The sequence below is a fragment of the Pseudomonas sp. PDM14 genome, assembly GCF_014851905.1.
Classification (GTDB): Bacteria; Pseudomonadota; Gammaproteobacteria; order Pseudomonadales; family Pseudomonadaceae; genus Aquipseudomonas.
The window spans coordinates 2,331,082-2,344,395 of sequence record NZ_JACVAQ010000001.1; the positions used below are offsets into that span (position 1 = coordinate 2,331,082).

The 13,314-nt window shown below is 65.0% G+C and carries 14 protein-coding genes; 5 read left to right on the forward strand and 9 right to left on the reverse strand.

Annotation, left to right across the window (positions count from 1 at the left end; all coding sequences use genetic code 11):
• The first annotated feature begins 81 nt into the window (after positions 1-81).
• A complete protein-coding gene (locus IB229_RS10940; RefSeq protein WP_192328323.1) occupies positions 82-606 on the forward strand; it encodes a DUF962 domain-containing protein in 525 nt (174 codons plus the stop codon).
• A gap of 188 nt (positions 607-794) precedes the next feature.
• On the opposite strand, the gene IB229_RS10945 is transcribed toward IB229_RS10940, so the two are convergent.
• From IB229_RS10945 to oscA, 6 genes are all read right to left on the reverse strand, one after another.
• Positions 795-1,553: a hypothetical protein gene (locus IB229_RS10945; protein ID WP_192328326.1), complete on the reverse strand. Its 759-nt coding sequence runs from the start codon at positions 1,551-1,553 to the stop codon at positions 795-797.
• A gap of 177 nt (positions 1,554-1,730) precedes the next feature.
• On the reverse strand, positions 1,731-2,720 hold the full coding sequence (locus IB229_RS10950) for a sulfate/molybdate ABC transporter ATP-binding protein (RefSeq protein ID WP_192328328.1): 990 nt from the start codon (positions 2,718-2,720) through the stop codon (positions 1,731-1,733).
• Positions 2,721-2,991: 271 nt separating this feature from the next.
• Positions 2,992-3,864 carry a sulfate ABC transporter permease subunit CysW gene (gene cysW, locus IB229_RS10955; protein ID WP_192328331.1) on the reverse strand — a complete coding sequence of 291 codons (873 nt, stop codon included), beginning with the start codon at positions 3,862-3,864 and terminating at the stop codon, positions 2,992-2,994.
• Positions 3,865-3,874: 10 nt separating this feature from the next.
• Positions 3,875-4,693, reverse strand: a complete 819-nt coding sequence (gene cysT, locus IB229_RS10960; RefSeq protein ID WP_192328333.1) for a sulfate ABC transporter permease subunit CysT — start codon at positions 4,691-4,693, stop codon at positions 3,875-3,877.
• Positions 4,694-4,883: 190 nt separating this feature from the next.
• On the reverse strand, positions 4,884-5,882 hold the full coding sequence (locus tag IB229_RS10965; protein ID WP_192328338.1) for a sulfate ABC transporter substrate-binding protein: 999 nt from the start codon (positions 5,880-5,882) through the stop codon (positions 4,884-4,886).
• 180 nt (positions 5,883-6,062) lie between these two features.
• Positions 6,063-6,245 (reverse strand): sulfur starvation response protein OscA, encoded by a 183-nt coding sequence (gene oscA, locus IB229_RS10970; protein ID WP_192328341.1) that lies wholly within the window; start codon positions 6,243-6,245, stop codon positions 6,063-6,065.
• 318 nt (positions 6,246-6,563) lie between these two features.
• On the opposite strand from oscA, the gene IB229_RS10975 reads away from it, so the two are divergent.
• From IB229_RS10975 to IB229_RS10990, 4 genes are all read left to right on the forward strand, one after another.
• Positions 6,564-7,523, forward strand: coding sequence for a GGDEF domain-containing protein (locus IB229_RS10975; RefSeq protein ID WP_192328344.1), 960 nt, complete (start codon positions 6,564-6,566; stop codon positions 7,521-7,523).
• 106 nt (positions 7,524-7,629) lie between these two features.
• Positions 7,630-8,211 (forward strand): alpha/beta hydrolase, encoded by a 582-nt coding sequence (locus IB229_RS10980; RefSeq protein WP_192328347.1) that lies wholly within the window; start codon positions 7,630-7,632, stop codon positions 8,209-8,211.
• A 56-nt stretch (positions 8,212-8,267) separates the two neighbouring features.
• Positions 8,268-9,185: a sigma 54-interacting transcriptional regulator gene (locus IB229_RS10985; RefSeq protein WP_192328350.1), complete on the forward strand. Its 918-nt coding sequence runs from the start codon at positions 8,268-8,270 to the stop codon at positions 9,183-9,185.
• A gap of 90 nt (positions 9,186-9,275) precedes the next feature.
• Positions 9,276-10,130, forward strand: a complete 855-nt coding sequence (locus tag IB229_RS10990; protein WP_192328353.1) for a tetratricopeptide repeat protein — start codon at positions 9,276-9,278, stop codon at positions 10,128-10,130.
• Here IB229_RS10990 and IB229_RS10995 read toward each other — a convergent pair.
• From IB229_RS10995 to IB229_RS11005, 3 genes are all read right to left on the reverse strand, one after another.
• Positions 10,127-10,780, reverse strand: a complete 654-nt coding sequence (locus IB229_RS10995; RefSeq protein ID WP_192328357.1) for a glutathione S-transferase family protein — start codon at positions 10,778-10,780, stop codon at positions 10,127-10,129. The genes IB229_RS10990 and IB229_RS10995 overlap by 4 nt on opposite strands.
• A 69-nt stretch (positions 10,781-10,849) precedes the next feature.
• Entirely contained in the window at positions 10,850-12,076 is a 1,227-nt protein-coding gene (locus IB229_RS11000; RefSeq protein ID WP_192328360.1) for an acyl-CoA dehydrogenase family protein, read from the reverse strand.
• Positions 12,066-13,043, reverse strand: coding sequence for an aliphatic sulfonate ABC transporter substrate-binding protein (locus IB229_RS11005; RefSeq protein ID WP_192328363.1), 978 nt, complete (start codon positions 13,041-13,043; stop codon positions 12,066-12,068). The genes IB229_RS11000 and IB229_RS11005 overlap by 11 nt, the downstream gene beginning before the upstream one ends.
• Positions 13,044-13,314 lie beyond the last annotated feature (271 nt).

Genomic DNA, 13,314 nt, shown 5'->3' on the forward strand with positions numbered 1-13,314 from the left:
GTTTGTCGGCTAATTGACAGAACCGTCGGGGCGGTGGGGCCATTATCGGGCAACGTGCCTGGATTATTGAGGAGTTGCCAGATGAAGTCTCTCGTTGATCACCTTGGCCAGTATGCGGAGTACCACCGCGACCGGCGCAATATCTTCAGCCATTTCATCGGCATCCCGATGATCGTGGTGGCGGTCGCCGTGCTGCTGTCGCGCCCGGGTGTCGAGATGGCCGGCCTGTGGCTGTCGCCGGCGCTGCTGACGGCGTTCGCCGCGGCGCTGTTCTACCTGCGTTTGGACCTGCGCTTCGGCGTGCTGATGGCCGCGCTGCTGGCGCTGTGCCTGTGGGCCGGTGCGTCCCTGGCGCAGCAGAGCACGCTGGTGTGGCTGGGCGGTGGCCTGGGCCTGTTCGTGGTCGGCTGGGTCATCCAGTTCATCGGTCACTACTACGAGGGGCGCAAGCCGGCCTTCGTCGACGACGTCATGGGCCTGGTGGTCGGCCCGCTGTTCGTGGTGGCGGAGCTGGCGTTCCTTTGCGGCCTGCGCGACGAGGTGCGGCAGGCGGTGGAACAGCGTGCTGGCCCGACCTGCATTCGCGATCTGAAAGCGCTGGCCTGACCCCGCTTCGTCATTGATCGACGCCCGCCTGGTGCAAGCCAGGCGGGCGTTTTTGTTTGGCTCGTTAAATACCGGCGGTGTCGAGCAGCTTCCGCCGATGCAGGTTGGACCTAGGGTGCAGGCTGGAACATGGCAAGTCGCAGGCAGAAAAAAGCCGGGCGAGCCCGGCTGTTTTTGCGTCTGGCAACTCAGGGCGTGGGCGAGCTGAGGGCCATCCACTGGTTGCTCAGCGAGCGCGCGTGGCGGTCCACGGTGGTCGGCGCGAAGGCGCGACCGGAGGCGCTGGCCAGGGCGTTGCTCTGGCTGTTCATGTCGAGCAGCGCGGCACGCAGGAAATTCCAGCGGGTCTTCAGTTTGGCGATGCCCGGATTGGTCTTGTCGTTGAGGACTTTCATTTCCTCGTCGATGTCCGGCACCAGGATGCGCTCGTCCTGGCCGACGTAGGTGTCGGGGTGCTCGCGGGCGATTTCGAAGCTGCCGATGTAGGCGCGGCTGAGGTACTGCACGGCAAGGTACTCGACCTTGGCCGGCAGCTCGCCTGCCGGAGTGGCATCCGGTACCGCGCGGGCGACGGTGAGCAGGTCACGCAGGGCCTGGGCCAGCTCTTCCGGGTAGCGCCACGGCACGTTGTCCTCTTTGGGGCCAAAGGAAACACCGACACGTAACTGGGTAACAAGTTTGGTGGTCAGGCCGGGAATTTCCGAGCTGGCGGTCATGGCGTTCTGCGCCGCGGCTTCGAGGTCGGTGATGTCCTGTTCCAGGCGTGCCATGTGGCTCTCCTGAAAACCCTCGCCGCGAAGCAGCAGTAGGCTGCCAGTGGCACGGCTAGCGTACACCTGTACCTGTTCTGCGGCGGTCATGGGGGCTGCGATGGCTTGTTGTGCGATAACCGAGAGAAGCCCAATAGCTAGAATAAATAATTTATTTATCAAAGGGTTACGGTTCATGCCGTGGTACTCCTTATTATTCTTGTGAACCGCGGGGGCATTGGCAGAGAACAGCTGCCGCGCAGTGGGCAACAGCCTACTGCGCTTGGCGTAGCAAAGGATGAGCCAAAAGAGTGATTTGCGTCGCAAATCGCACCACGCGGAGCCAGGGCGGCTCCGCGTGTGCTACGGCAAGGGTCAGAGCGAGCTTTGCGCCTGCCAGACCTTGGGTTTGAAGTAGAGGATTTCACCGCGTGCCAGGCCGGTCAGGCTGTCGTGATCCTTGACCACTTCGGCCTCGATCAGCTCGTCCTGGCCGTCGACCTTGAGGGTCACCCGGGTGATCGCGCCGAGCGGGCGGATGTCGCGCACTTCCGCGCTGCGGTGCTCGGCCTCGGCCTGGCGCGACAGCGAGATTTCATGCGGGCGGAACAGCACGTGCTGGTCTTCGCCCAGGTGCAGGCGGTTGGAGTCGCCGAGGAAGTGGTAGACGAAGTCGCTGGCCGGGTTCTCGTAGACCTCGCCCGGCGAGCCGATCTGCTCGATCACGCCCTTGTTCATGACCACGATGCGGTCGGCCACTTCCATGGCTTCTTCCTGGTCGTGGGTGACGAACACGCTGGTCAGATGCACTTCCTCGTGCAGGCGCGCCAGCCAGCGACGCAGCTCCTTGCGCACCTTGGCGTCGAGGGCGCCGAACGGTTCGTCGAGCAGCAGCACCTTGGGCTTCACCGCCAGGGCGCGGGCCAGGGCGATACGCTGGCGCTGGCCGCCGGACAGTTGCTCCGGGTAGCGGTCGGAGAGCCAGTCGAGCTGGACCATGCCGAGCAGTTCATGCACCTGGCGGGCGACTTCCGCTTCGCTCGGGCGCTCGCCCTTGGGCTTCATGCGCAGGCCGAAGGCGACGTTGTCGAACACGGTCATGTGGCGGAACAGGGCGTAGTGCTGGAACACGAAACCGACGTTGCGATCACGCACGTCGTGCTGCGACACGTCTTCGCCGTGGAACACGATGTTGCCGGTGTCCGGGGTTTCCAGGCCGGCGATGATGCGCAGCAGGCTGGTCTTGCCGCAGCCGGACGGGCCGAGCAGGGCGACCAGTTCGCCGCTCTGGATGTCCAGGTTGATGTCGTTGAGTGCGCGGAAGGCGCCGAAATTCTTGGTGACGTTGCGGATTTCAATACTCATGAAAGAGCCTACCCCTTGGATAAATCGCGTATGCGTTGCAGCCCAAAAGCACGCCAGGCAAGGCGCGGGGCGAAGGTAATGGTGACTCCCTTACCGAGCCCCGCAACGCCGCATGGCGTGCTTTTGGGCGCAACCCGAAGGGCCGGGGCCATTTTTCCGCATGGCTGCGTCAGTCGTCGTTCATTTGGAATAGCCAAACTTCGCTCCTCCCTCCTTGCCCTGCGGAAAAATAGCCGCCGGCGCAGACGTGATTTATCCAAGGGGCAGGCTCCTACTCCTCGTCGTCTGCGGATTTCAGACGGGACAGGCGGGATTCGCTCCACTGCTTGAGCAGCAGGATGACCACGGCCAGGGCCAGCAGCAGGCTGGCGACGCTGAACGCAGCGACGTGGTTGTACTCGTTGTAAAGGATCTCGACGTGCAGCGGCAGGGTGTTGGTGAAGCCGCGGATGTGCCCGGAGACCACCGACACCGCACCGAACTCGCCCATGGCGCGCGCGGTACACAGCACCACGCCGTAGATCAGGCCCCATTTGATGTTCGGCAGGGTGATGTGCCAGAACATCTGCCAGCCGTTGGCGCCGAGCAGGCGTGCGGCTTCTTCTTCCTGGGTGCCCTGTTCCTGCATCAGCGGGATCAGCTCACGGGCAACGAAGGGCACGGTGACGAACACGGTGGCCAACACGATGCCCGGCAGGGCGAAGATGATCTGGATGTCGTGCTCCTGCAGCCATTCGCCGAAGAAGCCCTGGGCGCCGAACAGCAGCACGTAGATCAGACCGGCGATCACCGGCGACACCGAGAACGGCAGGTCGATCAGGGTCACCAGGATGCTTTTGCCGCGGAAGTCGTACTTGCTCACGCACCAGGCAGCAGCGACGCCGAACACCAGGTTGAGCGGCACCGAGATGCCCACGGCGAGCAGGGTCAGCTTCAGGGCGGACACCGCATCCGGCTCGATCAGCGCGGTGAAGAAGGTGCCGAGGCCGAGCTTGAGTGCTTCGCTCAGCACCACGAACAGCGGCAGCAGAAGGAACAGGGCGAATGCCAGCCAGGCGCCGATGATCAGCGCGATGCGTCCGGCGGCATTGCCGCGGCGGGCGGCGTTGGCAGTAGCGGCGGCGCCAAGAGTTGCAGATGACATGGCAGCCTCCTCAGGGACGTTCGATGCGGCGCTGCAGCAGGTTGATCAGCAGCAGCAGGATGAAGGACACCACCAGCATCAGCACACCGATGGCGGTGGCTCCGTGGTAGTCGTACTGGTCGAGCTTGACCATGATCAGCAGCGGCAGGATCTCGGTCTTCATCGGCATGTTGCCGGCGATGAAGATCACCGAGCCATACTCACCGACGCCGCGGGCGAAGGCCAGGGCGAAGCCGGTCAGCCAGGCGGGTAGCAGTGCCGGCATGAGGATGTGGCGGAACACCTGGAACGGCTTGGCACCCAGGCACGCGGCGGCCTCTTCGACCTCGCGCGGGATGTCGGCCAGCACCGGTTGCACGGTACGCACGACGAAGGGCAGGGTGACGAAGGTCAGCGCCAGGGTAATGCCGAGCGGCGTGTAGGCGATCTTGAAGCCCAGCCAGGTGGCGATCTGGCCGACCAGCCCGGCCGGTGCATAGAGCGCGGTCAGGGCGATACCGGCGACGGCGGTAGGCAGGGCGAAGGGCAGGTCGATCATCGCGTCGATGAGCTTGCGGCCGGGGAAGCTGTAGCGCACCAGGACCCAGGCCAGCAGGGTGCCGATGATGCCGTTGAGGATCGCGGCGAACAGCGCGGTGGAGAAGCTCAGCTTGAGCGCGGCGAGCACGCGCGGTGCGGAAATGATGGCCCAGAACTGATCCCAGGTGAGTTGGGCGGCATGCACGAACATGGCACCCAGGGGAATCAGCACGAGCAGGCTGAGGTACACCAGGGTGTAGCCCAGCGTCAGCCCGAAGCCGGGTATGACGGGGGAAATACGGCGTGACATGGTCTGTCCTTATATCTGCGTTGGAACGCTCGGAGAGGCGGCAGGGCCGGCTGTCCAGATTCGCCTTGTTCGCTCGCGACAAAGGGAAGCGGTGGGCTTCCCTTTGTCGTGTTGCTCGGGGCGGCGATTCTAACCCCTGAAGAGGCACACGCGAGATGGGCGCTCACACCCATCCCGTGGCTCTACGCGCTTAGTGCGCCTGGTAGATCTTGTCGAACACGCCACCGTCGTTGAAGAACTTGGGCTGTGCAGTTTTCCAGCCGCCGAAGTCCTTGTCGATGGTCACCAGTTTCAGGTCAGGGAACTGTTTGGTGAACTCGGCAGCGATTTTCTCGTTGCGTGGGCGGTAGAAGTTCTTCGCGGCAATGCGCTGGCCTTCGTCGCTGTACAGGTAGTTCAGGTAGGCGTTGGCCAGTTCACGGGTGCCTTTCTTGTCGACGTTCTTGTCGACCACGGCAACCGGCGGCTCGGCGAGGATGGACAGGCTCGGGGCGACGATTTCGAACTGGTCGCCACCTTGTTCCTTGAGGGCCAGGAAGGCTTCGTTTTCCCAGGCCAGCAGCACGTCGCCGATCTGGTTGTTGACGAAGGTGATGGTCGAGCCACGAGCGCCGGTGTCGAGTACCGGAACGTTCTTGTAGAGCTTCTCGACGAAGGCCTGGGCCTTTTCTTCGCTGCCGTATTTCTGTTGGGCGTAGGCCCAGGCGGCGAGGAAGTTCCAGCGGGCGCCGCCGGAGGTTTTCGGGTTCGGGGTGATCACTTCGACGCCCGGCTTGACCAGGTCATCCCAGTCCTTGATGCCTTCCGGGTTGCCCTTGCGCACCAGGAACACGATGGTCGAGGTGTACGGGGTGCTGGATTGCGGCAGACGGCTCTGCCAGTCCTCGGGGATCAGCTTGCCGAGCTTGTGCAGTTCGTCGATGTCACCGGCCAGGGCCAGGGTCACCACGTCGGCGCGCAGGCCATCGATCACGGCGCGGGCCTGCTTGCCCGAGCCGCCGTGGGACTGCTGGATGGTCACGGCTTCGTGGCCTTCGGCCTGCCAGTGTTTGTTGAAGGCGGCGTTGAACTCTTGATACAGCTCACGAGTCGGGTCATAGGACACGTTGAGCAGTTCGTTGGCGGCGACGGCAGGGCCGGCAATCAGGGCGCTGGCCAGGGCGGCCAGGGCGAAACGGCGAATGGACATGGTGCAGCTCCTGGAAAATTCGGTCTTGTTTAGGTGGGGCGTGGCGGTTCAGCGTTCTGTTCGGCTGCGCATTCGGCTGTGGCAGCTACATGACCGATGCGCATGCGGGCTCTTGGTCAGTGTGATGCTCGGGTTCACGGGGCACGTCCTCCGGTGATCCAGTCGGATTGGCTGCAGCGGTCAGGCCTGTTTCGGGTTGGTCGCCTGCAGCCGGAATTTTTCCTTGCGCTCGATCTGCACGACCTGGGCGTTGTGCACGGTGATCTCCACCGAGCCGAAGCGCAGGCCCTGCAGGGCGGATTGGATCTCGCGCAGGATCGCGGCTTCGTCCTGGCCTTCGACGCTTCTGAGGCTTGCGCTCATGACTCTGCTCCTAATGAAGAAAGTGCCCGTGCGGGGAAGGTGCGTTGGGCGTGGAGCGGATAGTAGGGGGCGAAAGATTATTCTTAAAAAGAATATTTATTCATTTTCATATGCATAAAAGTTTTAAGTGGTCGTTGGCAGAACTGCCATCGCGGGCCAGGGTCTGAGCCTGCAGCGGCACTGCGCTTTTCGGTGATTTCTCGTGCTGCCACAAATCAAAGGTTTTTTCTGTCACTCGTCACATCGCTTCGGTCGCGCCATCGCTAAAGACGGCGCGCTAGACGCATAGTGCGCTACATGTTGTACCGAGGTGGTCCTATGGAAGAGAACGACCAAGCGCCCAGCGAACTGGAAACCCTGACCCTGGCGCTGTTGCACAGCCGTGGTGAAGTGGAGCGCCTGCGCGAGCGCGAACAACTGGTGAGCAGCCTGCTGGGCAGCGTCAACGCGGTGCTCTGGGCCTTCGACTGGCAGCAGCAACGGATCGTCTATGTCAGCCCGGCGTACGAGACCATTTTCGGCCGCTCCGCCGCGCTGCTGATGGCCGACTACAACGAGTGGCTCAACAGCATCTACCCGGACGACATGGAGTACGCGGCCAAAAGCCTCGAGTCGGTGCTCGAGACCGGCTCGGTGGAGCAGCGCGAATACCGCATCATCCGCAGCGACGGGCAGATCCGCTGGCTCAGTGACAAGTGCTTCGTCAGCACTGCCGGTGGCCAGGAGCTGATCGTTGGCATCGTCGAGGACATCACCGAGAAGAAGCAGCTGCAAAGCGAACTGCAGATGCTCGCCACCACCGATGTGCTCACCGCGATCAGCAACCGCCGCTACTTCTTCGAGTGCGCCACCAAGGCTTTCGAGCAGGCGCGCGAGACCGACCAGCCGCTGTCGTTCCTGCTCCTCGACGTCGACGACTTCAAGAAGATCAACGACAGCCACGGTCACCAGATCGGCGACCGCGTGCTGCAGCGTATTGCCCATTGCGGCACCTACGTGCTGCGCCGCGACGACCTGTTCGGGCGCATCGGTGGCGAGGAGTTTGCGGCGATCTTCCCCGGCTGCGATGCGCAGCAGGCCAAGCAGATCGCCGAGCGTCTGGAGCGTGAGGTGCAGCGCTTGAGCTTCAGCGCCGATAGCAGCAGTTTCGGCGTCACCGTCAGCCAGGGCCTGACCACCCTGTTGCCGGACGATGACCTCGACGATCTGTACATCCGCGCCGACGAGGCCATGTACCAGGCCAAGCATCGCGGCAAGAACTGCATCGTCCTCGGCTGAGTCATTTATATGCTTTATGGAATAAATAAATAATTTCTTATTCCTTAACAGATATAAAACATCTGCCTAGACTGGCCTCCATTGACGCGTTGAGAGGAGGCCTGCGATGAGCAGCCAGAGCGTTCGTTATCTGATCCTGCCGGGCTGGCAGGGCTCGCCAGATGAGCACTGGCAAAGCCATTGGCAGCGCATTCTGCCCAACGCCACCCGCGTCGAGCAGGCCGACTGGGATAGCCCCGACCAGGCCAGCTGGATCGCCAAGCTGGAGCGCCAGGTCAGTGCCCAGCCAACGCCGGTGATCCTGATCGCCCACAGCCTCGGCTGCGTCACGGTGGCCCGCTGGGCCGCGCAGGCGCCGTTGAGTTCGCTGCGCCGTGTGCGCGGCGCGCTGCTGGTGGCGCCGGCCGATGTCGAGCGCGCCAATTGCCCCGAAGCCCTGCGCGGCTTTGCGCCAATCGCCAAGCAACTGTTGCCCTTCCCGAGCAAGCTGGTCGGCTCCGACAACGACCCCGCCGCCAGTGCCGCGCGCGCCCTCGAACTGGCCTGGGCCTGGGGCTCGGAAGCGGCGATTCTCAGTGGCGCCGGGCATATCAACGTGAAGTCCGGCCACCAGCGCTGGGAGCAGGGCTTTGCCTACCTGTACCGCCTGCAGCAGCAGATCGAAGAACTGGCGCGCCGCCGCGCGTAAGCGCGCGGTCTGCCCACTGTGCCGGCCCGATTGTGGGCGTGCGGCCAGGAGTTGTGATGAGTCCCCACCGTTATCCCGGTCAGCCATTGCTGACCTTTCCCGACGCCGACAAAAGCCCGCTGAGCATCCGCGCCAAGGCCCTGGTGTTCGTCGACCCGCGCTCGCGGCAATTGCGCGAGGAGGTCGATCGCCTGGCGCCGGCCGGCCTGCCGGTGCTGATCCGTGGCGAGAGCGGCACCGGCAAGGAGCTGCTGGCCCGCCACATTCACCGGGAAAGCGAGCGCGCCGGGCTGTTCGTCGCGGTCAACTGCGGCGCGCTGAGCCCGACCTGGGGCGAGGCCGAGCTGTTTGGCTACACCGCCGGCGCCCATGCCGGCAGCGCCAGCAGCCGCGCTGGCTTGTTCGGTTCGGCCAATGGCGGCACGCTGTATCTGGATGAAATCGGCGACCTGCCGCGGAGCCTGCAGGACCAGCTGCTCGCTGCCCTGGAGAACCGTGAGGTGCTGCGTGTCGGCGCGGCGCAGGCCAGCCCGGTCGACGTGCGCCTGGTCGCCGCCAGCAGCATCGACCTGGCCCAGGCGGTCGCCGCCGGCAAGTTCAGCGAGCGCCTGTACCACTACCTCAACGAAGGCAGTCTGGCGCTGCCGTCGCTGCGTGACCGGCGTGGTGACATCCTGCCGCTGGCCGAATACTTCCTCGGCATCTACAGCCAGCGCCTGTCGCTGCCGGTGCCGCTGATCAGCGCCACCGCCCAGCTCGACCTGGAGCGCCACGCCTGGCCGGGCAACACCCGCGAGCTGGAGAACGTCGTGCACTTCGCCCTGCTGGTGTGCAGCGGCGAGCAGATCGAGCCCGAGCACCTCAACCTGCCGAGTAGCGCACCACCGCTGGCGCTGATCGAGCAGCAACTGGGCCTGCTCAGCGCCACCGAGCTGGCCCAGCTGCAACGGCGCATTGCGCAGCTGGCGCAGTAGCGCCGCGTCGCAAACTCGTTCGCGCGCAATGGACAGCCTACTGCCGGCTTGGCATAACGGCGCTCCAGCAACCGAACAGGGATGTACCCCATGCAGGATTCGACCAATCCGCCACTGGTGATCGACGTCGCGCAGCAGAGTTACGCCGAGCGCTTCACGTCGCTGCGCGCCACCTTGCTCGACCCCAACGGACTGTTCAGCGGCTCGCAGATGCACGCCGACCTGCTCGCGCTGTTGCCGCTGGCCAAGGCCCACGGCGACGACTCCGCCGAGCTGGCGCAGCTGTATGCGCTGCTGGCGTTGCTGCAGGGCAAGCGTGACGAGCGCGAGGAGCAGCTGGCCTACGGCGAGCAGTGCCTGGCGATCCAAAGGCGCAACCCGGTGCTGCCGCCGGAGGAGCTGCTGGCGCTGCACTACAGCCTGTCACTGGGTGTCGCCGAACTGGAGCGGCCGGAGCAGGTCATCGAGCACCTGCGTGCCGCCATCGCTCTGTTGCCCCAGGACCGCAGCCTCAGCCCGCGCCAGCAGTTCGGCCTGCGCCAGGAGCTCGGTTACTGGCTGCACCAGCACGGCGACTACGCTGCCGCGCGGGCCCACAACCAGCAGTTGCTGGCCGATGCCGAAGCGACCTTTGGCGCCGATGAGGCAGATCTCACCGGCATGCTCACCAACCTCGCGCAGAACGCCTACGAGCTGCACGACTGGACGGCGAGCGAAGCCTACCTGCAGCGCGTGGTGAGCCTGTCGCGCCAGCACGGCAAGCTGGAGATCGAACTCGATGGCCTGTTCCAGCTCGGCGTGCTCGCCCATGAACGCGGCGACAACCCGCACGCCCTGGCGTACTTCGAGCAACGCCTGCAGCTAGCCCGCGAAGCCGACGACGATTACCTGCTGGAGCGCGCCGAAGAAGACCTCGCCGAGTTCCACCGCCGCGCGGCGAACTAGCTTCCCGAGCCAGACGTGGCGCGGGCGAACTCCGCCAGCCACTGCTCGTCGAGCTGCGCCGCGCGTTTGAACGACGGTCGCGCGCAGACCCGGTCGATGTAGGCGCAGATGATCGCCGTGGCCGGTACCACGCCGAAGCTGGTGGTCCAGCGCAGCGCTGCCGCCCAGAGGATGTCGGCACTGCTGAAGCGCTCGCCGAGCAGGTACGGGCCTTTGCCCAGCTGGTCTTCGAGGGTGGCGAACATGGTGTCGAAGTCGCCGTAGGGGCAGCGCACCGCTGGGCCGGGATCGTGCTGGGCGGCGCGGTCGGCCAGTGCCGGCTCGAAGCTCGAGCCATAGAACACCAGCCAGCGCAGCCAGCTGCCGCGTTGCGGGTCGCCCAGCTGCGGGCCCAGGCCGGCCTGCGGGTACAGGTCGGTCAGGTAGATGAAGATCGCGCCCTGCTCGGTGACCAGGGTGCCCTGGTGGGCGATTGCCGGCACCTTGCCCATCGGGTTGATGGCCAGGTACGCCGGCTCGCGCTGCTGGTTGCGCTGCAGGTCCAGCACATGCGGGCGGTAGGCGACGCCCAGCTCCTCGAGCAGGGTCAGCACGCTGCCGGAGCGGCTGCGCGGGGCGTGGTACAGAATCAGATCGGGCGAAGTGGCCATGAGCGGCTCCAGGCAGGGCTCGGAGTCAAAAGACCCTAGCTGAACCTGGCGCCGCTGCCAGTTCACTCGTCAGGCATACAGCGAGGGCGTCGGCGGGGCGGCGTTGACCAGCCAGTTGCCGATGTCGCGCACCTTGTAGTCCAGCGGGTCGTGCAGGGTGTGCACGCGCACGTTGCGCCAGAAGCGGTCGAAGCCGTAGCGCGAAGCGGTGGCCCGGGCGCCCATGGCATCGAAGATCTGCGCGGTGATGTCCAGTGCGGCCCGTGCCGTGGCCACCCGCGCTTCGGCGATCAGCAGTGCCACCTCGCCCCGTTCGGCAGCGCCCAGCGCCGGCTTTTCCCAGGCCTGCTGCAGGCGCTCGGCAGCGTTCTCGGCCAGCAGCAGGGCGCCGCGGTAGCTCAGCCACAGGTCACCGAAACGCTTCTGGATGAACGGGTCTTCGCCGGCGCTGGCGAGGCCGCTGCCGGCCCACGGCCGTGCCTGCTCGTTGGTATAGCGCAGCGCGGCGTTCAAGGCGGCCTGGGCGTTGCCCAGGTAGAGCTGCGTCAGGATCAGCTGCGAAATGCCGACGCGCAGGCTGCTGCGCGGACTCTGGCCACCGGAAACCAGCAGGTCGTCGCGGTCGACGAAGACGTTCTCGAACTGCACCGTACCGCTGTCGGTCTGGCGCTGGCCGAAGGCATCCCAGTCGTCGTTGATCGCCAGGCCTTCGCGCTGGCTCGGCAGCAGCAGGAATACCCGTTCGCTGGCGCTGTTGCCGCGTGGTGCGCTGACCACCAGGGCATCGGCGCCGAGGGCGCCGGAGCAGAACGACTTGCTGCCGTTGAGTTCGTAATGTTCCTCGCGGGCTTGCAGCTTGAGCCCGGTGTCGCGGCCGTTGGTGGCGTTACCCCAGAACCAGCGCTGCTGCACGCTGCGGGTCAGCCAGTGGCGCTGCTGCTCCGGGCTGCCGTGCAGGAGGATGGTTGCCACCTGCAGGTGGTTGAAGGCGAACAGGTGAGCGAGCGAACTGTCGGCCGCGGCCAGGTAGCGGACGATGCGGTAGATCTCCGGCCACGGCCGTTCCTGGCCATCGTAGCGTTGCGGAATGGCCAGGGTCAGCAGGCCGCTTTCACGGATCAGCTCGCGCTGCGCCTGGGCGCTGCCGCCCTGCCTGTCGCGTTCCACGACGGTGGCGGCGAGCTGCTGGGCCAGGTGTTCGACGCGGGCGCCGTACTGGCCGAAGTCCTGCGGGAACAGCCGCGGGTCGAGCACTGGCGGGGTGTCGCTAGCAGGGCGCAGGGCTTCAGCGGGCATCGGCGATCTCCGGTTGCCAGATGGCAACGTCGCGGGTGTCCACTGCCTTGGGCAGCAGGCCGGCGGCGAAGAAGGCATCGGCGATCTTCTGCTGCTCGCTCAGGCTGGCCGGCTGTACCGCGCGTACCTGGTAACTGCGCCGGGCATTGGCCTGCTCGACGATGCTCGGGTCGAGGTTGCCCCACAGCGGGCCGAGCACTTGGGCGGCATCACGCGGATGGGCACGCAGCCAGTCACCGGCTTTCACCAATTCGGCGAACACCACCGACAGCACCTGTGGGTTGGCCTTGGCGTAGGCGGTGCTGGTTAGGTAGTAGCGCTGGTAGCTGGCCAGGTCGGTGCCATCGGCCAGGGTACGGGTCGGCAGTTGGCGCTGGGCGCTGCTGAGGAAGGGTTCCCAGGTGACCCAGGCGTCGACCTTGCGGTTCTCGAACGCGGCGCGGCCATCGGCCGGGGTCAGATAGGCAGGCTGGATGTCGGTGAATTTCAGCCCGGCCTTGGCCAGGGCGGCGATCAGCAGGTAGTGGCTGCCGGCGGCCTTGGTCACTGCGACTTTCTTGCCCTTGAGGTCGGCCAGGCTCTGCAGCGGCGAGTCCTCGCGCACGATCACGGCCTGGGCCTGCGGTGAGGGCGCTTCCTGGGCGAAATAGGTGAGCTGGGCGCCGGCGGCCTGGGCGAACACCGGCACGGTGTCGGCGACGTCGGCGGACAGGTCGACGTTGCCGACGTTGAGGGCTTCGAGCAAGGGCTGGCCGCTGGCGAATTCATGCCAGCTGACGCGAATGTCCTGCGCCGCCAGCGCTTTCTCCAGGGTGCCCTGGCTCTTCAGCAGGCTGATCAGGGTCGAGGATTTCTGGTAGCCGATGCGCAGCTGGGTGTCGGCCTGCGCCGGCAGGGCGGCGAGCAGGCCCGCGGCAAGGCTCAGGCCGAGCAGCGCGCGGCGGGTGAAAGGCAGAGAACGGAACATGGGGTCGACCTCGTCATAGTGTGTGTCGACCACGGCGAGGGCGGCGGAACACGGGCTTCTGGGTAAACGTAAGGAAGTCCGGTGGTCCGGTAGATGAAAGCTAAGCGATCTAAAAAACGTTCTACAAAGAATTTTAAGTAATTAGCTTATGGAGATCCGGCCACATTCATGACGGTCTTTATTCTTTTTTGTTTCAATAAAGTGAAAAATAATTCTTTTTAGGGATTAAAAAAATCACATAGATTGCGCCCCACGCCGGTAGCGGGTTTCG

Coding starts and splice junctions, on each gene's coding strand:
- IB229_RS10940 (WP_192328323.1), top strand. CDS start 82: ATGAAGTCTCTCGTTGATCACCTTGGCCAGTATGCGGAGTACCACCGC.
- IB229_RS10945 (WP_192328326.1), bottom strand. CDS start 1,553: ATGAACCGTAACCCTTTGATAAATAAATTATTTATTCTAGCTATTGGG.
- IB229_RS10950 (WP_192328328.1), bottom strand. CDS start 2,720: ATGAGTATTGAAATCCGCAACGTCACCAAGAATTTCGGCGCCTTCCGC.
- cysW (WP_192328331.1), bottom strand. CDS start 3,864: ATGTCATCTGCAACTCTTGGCGCCGCCGCTACTGCCAACGCCGCCCGC.
- cysT (WP_192328333.1), bottom strand. CDS start 4,693: ATGTCACGCCGTATTTCCCCCGTCATACCCGGCTTCGGGCTGACGCTG.
- IB229_RS10965 (WP_192328338.1), bottom strand. CDS start 5,882: ATGTCCATTCGCCGTTTCGCCCTGGCCGCCCTGGCCAGCGCCCTGATT.
- oscA (WP_192328341.1), bottom strand. CDS start 6,245: ATGAGCGCAAGCCTCAGAAGCGTCGAAGGCCAGGACGAAGCCGCGATC.
- IB229_RS10975 (WP_192328344.1), top strand. CDS start 6,564: ATGGAAGAGAACGACCAAGCGCCCAGCGAACTGGAAACCCTGACCCTG.
- IB229_RS10980 (WP_192328347.1), top strand. CDS start 7,630: ATGAGCAGCCAGAGCGTTCGTTATCTGATCCTGCCGGGCTGGCAGGGC.
- IB229_RS10985 (WP_192328350.1), top strand. CDS start 8,268: ATGAGTCCCCACCGTTATCCCGGTCAGCCATTGCTGACCTTTCCCGAC.
- IB229_RS10990 (WP_192328353.1), top strand. CDS start 9,276: ATGCAGGATTCGACCAATCCGCCACTGGTGATCGACGTCGCGCAGCAG.
- IB229_RS10995 (WP_192328357.1), bottom strand. CDS start 10,780: ATGGCCACTTCGCCCGATCTGATTCTGTACCACGCCCCGCGCAGCCGC.
- IB229_RS11000 (WP_192328360.1), bottom strand. CDS start 12,076: ATGCCCGCTGAAGCCCTGCGCCCTGCTAGCGACACCCCGCCAGTGCTC.
- IB229_RS11005 (WP_192328363.1), bottom strand. CDS start 13,043: ATGTTCCGTTCTCTGCCTTTCACCCGCCGCGCGCTGCTCGGCCTGAGC.